The 3,716-nt window shown below is 43.5% G+C and carries 2 protein-coding genes and 1 pseudogene; all 3 read right to left on the reverse strand.

The features are described 5' to 3' along the window. Positions 1 to 797: pseudogene (locus F6K52_RS33835) on the reverse strand (sodium/proline symporter); the annotation flags it as partial. Between the two features lie 442 nt (positions 798 to 1,239). Next, positions 1,240 to 2,511 (reverse strand): response regulator, encoded by a 1,272-nt coding sequence (locus tag F6K52_RS33840; RefSeq protein WP_293089181.1) that lies wholly within the window; start codon positions 2,509 to 2,511, stop codon positions 1,240 to 1,242. Beyond that, the coding region (locus F6K52_RS33845; RefSeq protein WP_293089183.1) for a hybrid sensor histidine kinase/response regulator at positions 2,508 to 3,716 on the reverse strand (1,209 nt) is incomplete at its 5' end. The genes F6K52_RS33840 and F6K52_RS33845, both read right to left, overlap by 4 nt.

Here is a 3,716-nt window from a genome sequence, read left to right on the forward strand (position 1 = left end):
TCTAGCAATCTCACCAGTATTTGCGGCTGAGAGATACTGAATCCGAAGCCAAAAACGAAGAATCCTACTAGGTAGGCGAGTAAGGTTAACCAGCTAAATCCTGCGGTGAGATTCATCAATTGAGGATCAATCTGATTGAGTTCTGAGATAATTTTTGACACCCCACCCCCGTTGATAATGGCTACTGCCAGCATGCCAAAGCAAACAAACATCACCACAAAAGACTGCACCACATCAGTCCAGATTGAGGCTCTGAGTCCTCCGGTTACGCAGTAAACTAAAATCGAACCTGCTGCGATCAAAGCTCCAATGGTAGGGTCAACTCCAAAAAATACATCAAGGGTCTTGGCAGCTCCAGCAAATTGTGCGGCAGTATAGGCTCCGATAAATACAACAGTGATCACAGCAACGATTAAGGTGATTATTCGTCTACCTTGAGGCTTTTTGACTGTAGAGCCTAGGAATTCCGGAATAGTTTGGGAGTTTTTCTCTCTGGAGATCTGGTTTATTTTATCAGGAAAAAAAGTCCAAAAGGTTAAATCACCTAAGAACCAGGCAATTACCATCAGCATAGCAGAAACTCCCATGGAGTAAGCCATTCCAACGGTTCCGATCATAATCCATCCACTGTTTCCCGTTGCTCCAGCACTTAGACCCACAAAGACTTTTCCAAAAGAGCGTGAGCCAAGTAAGTAGTCTGATTCTGTATTATCGGAAGATTTAGCAGCTAGAGCCCCAATCCACAAAAAAATTACTAGAAACAATGCAAAACTGAAAATTGTAATACCTGAGTCCATTAGTTTTTATCTAAGGTGTTTGAGGTTTAACTGCTCCGGTTGGCAAACTCCAAAGCTATGAATATCATGTATGAATACTATGGGATAAAACTGAGCCCAATTCTCTAGGGTGTCTGCCACTAAAAATTTTTACTCGTTTTTGGTAATGGGTGATGGTCGTCCAATTAAGATTAGCCATGACGCCATAATCAGCACTCTAATCTCTTTCATATAAAAGCATATAAAAGGGATTAGAGTGCTTTAAAATTTCAAGGCTATACCTTTCCCTACAAGCTATTACACCGATCAGGAAAAAGTTTTTCCTATAGTATCATATTCGATTAAATACCGATAATTTCCGGACGTTGCTTATACCAAGTTGTGTTCTTGCTATGTTAATCCCTTTGTTAATCGCCTTGGAATAATAAGATGATTGCAAAGCTTAGTGTTCAGTGCTTAGTGTTCAGTCTTGTGCAGGAAGCGTAAAGTAAAACGTACTTCCCACTCCAGGCTCAGACTCTACCCCAATCTGTCCCCCATGATGTTCCACAATCTTCTTGCAGGTGGCTAGACCAATACCAGTGCCAGGATAGTCTTTATTGCTGTGCAGACGCTGAAATATTTCAAAGATATGCGATCGCTGATCGGGTTCCATACCAATGCCATTGTCATGTACCCCAAACAGCCAGTAGTTACCACCATGCTCTAAACTATTCCGCCCATTCTCCTGAAATCCAGTGGCATTGATACTAGAAACTCTTCCTACCTCTGGCAAGATCCTATGGTCGGTGTCCCTACTGCTGTCTAAGGGCTTTACTGAAACCTTGACTTGGGGGGATGTCCCTGGTGCTTGGAATTTAATGGCATTGCTGATTAGATTTTGAAATAGCTGGATTAGCTGTGTTTGACTAACATTCACAGTAGGTAGAGAATCATTGGTAATCAGCGCATTTTTCTCAGATATGGCAGCCTTTAAGTTATCTAAAACTTGCTCCAACACAATATTGCAATCAGTTGATGTGATTTCTTGGGAGTCGGCTCCAACCTTCGCATAAACGAGTAAATCCTGCATAAACGTTTTCATCCGAAGGCTGGAATCTCGAATCTTCCTAATGTATCCGTCACCCTTGATGTCAAGCCTATCCTGGTAATTAATGTCGAGCATATCAGTATGCAAGATAATGCTTTGCAGGGGTTGGTTCAGGTCATGGCAAAGAACATGGGCAAATTGTTCTAGTTCGCGGTTAGAGCGTTCTAACTCCTGATTAGTGGTTTCGAGGGCTAAATTTTTTGCCCAGAGTTGCTTTTGCAACCTCTGAATGGTTAGTTGATTTTCTACACGAGCTAAAACCTCTTGAACCTGGAAGGGTTTGCTGATGTAGTCTACACCACCGACTTCAAAGGCTTTTACCTTGTCAATCACTTCATTGAGAGCGCTCAAGAAAATTACTGGAATATGGCGGGTTGACTCGGAAGCTTTCAGCTTTTGACAGACTTCATAGCCACTCATATCTGGCATTTTGATATCCAGTAAAATTAGATCTGGCAATACTGAGTGGGCTACTCTAAGAGCCATGGAACCGTTAATCACGCCTCGAACGTCATATCCCTGCTCGGTCAGGGTGTTAGACAAAAGGTGCAGATTCTCGGCTATATCATCAACAACTAAAATGTTCCCTTTAGGGGTCTTAATTTCAGTGATATCTAATGGTGTCTTAGTGTGAGTAATAGTCATGATGTAGCTGGTTCAGTTAAATCAATGATTTTGTCGCAACGAAAATTTCGCACCAAATCCGTCAGTGCGATCGCAACCGGATCATGTTCGGAAGGAATTTGCTCGATTAGCTGGAAAATCTGCTGATTATTAACTTCGTTAGCTGCCTGGTAGAGCTGTGCAACCCACTCAGCAGGCATCACAGCTAGAGCTTCCCGGGTCAGCGCTTCAGTTGCTGACCTCTGAGGTAAGGTGGCTGAAGTTTCCTCTTCATAGACATAACGTACTCCGAGATAGTGAGCCATTGTTTCAAAAATCTCTTCCTCCTGGAAAGGTTTACGCACAAAATCGTCACAACCAGCAGACAAGATAACTGCTCGTTCTTCAATAAATGCACTAGCAGTCAGAGCAATAATAACCGTCGCTTGACCCTTCAAATGGGCTTTGATCTGTTTAGTAGCCTCATAGCCATCCATTACTGGCATCTGCATATCCATCCAGATCAGATGGGGTTCCCAACTTGACCATAGCGCTACCCCTTCTTTCCCATTCTCGGCTTCGCGAACCTCGAATCCCAGTGGCTCTAGCAGCTTGACCAGTAGTTTTCGACTCTCCCATTTATCTTCAACTACCAGGATCCGATACTTAGGTTGGTCAGGTGCTAACCCAATCACCGATCGGGTTGGGTGTTGTGTCTGAATGTCTGCACCTGCTCCAGCCAGACTAATCTGGATATCAAATCTAACTATTGTTCCTCCACCTAGAGGACTACTAAGGGTAATGTCCCCTCCCATCAACTTCACGAATTGTCGGCTAATGGACAAACCCAAACCAGTTCCTTGCTCAGATTTCCGACCGATTTCAGTTTGGACAAATGCTTCAAACAAGCTGTCAATCTCAGCTGGGTCAACACCAGGACCGGTATCTTCTATTTCAAAGGTGATTGTCTGTCCGGTAAGGGTTGCAGGTTGTTCGCCTTTGGCGTTCCCGTAGGGTAGGTTAGCAGGTTTAAGGTTAGCAGGTTGTTCGCCTTTGGCCGAAGGCCAAACGCGAACAACATTCAACCTGTCAACCTTCAACTGATCATATCTGTCAACATTCAACCTGCCAACATTCAACTGATCATACCTGTCAAGATTCAACCTGTCAACATTCAACTGATCATACCCGCTAATTTTGAATTTTTCCTTGTTACGAACCACCCGCAAAGTAACACTGCCTTCTTG

It is taken from the genome of Moorena sp. SIO3H5 (assembly GCF_010692395.1).
GTDB lineage: Bacteria > Cyanobacteriota > Cyanobacteriia > Cyanobacteriales > Coleofasciculaceae > Moorena.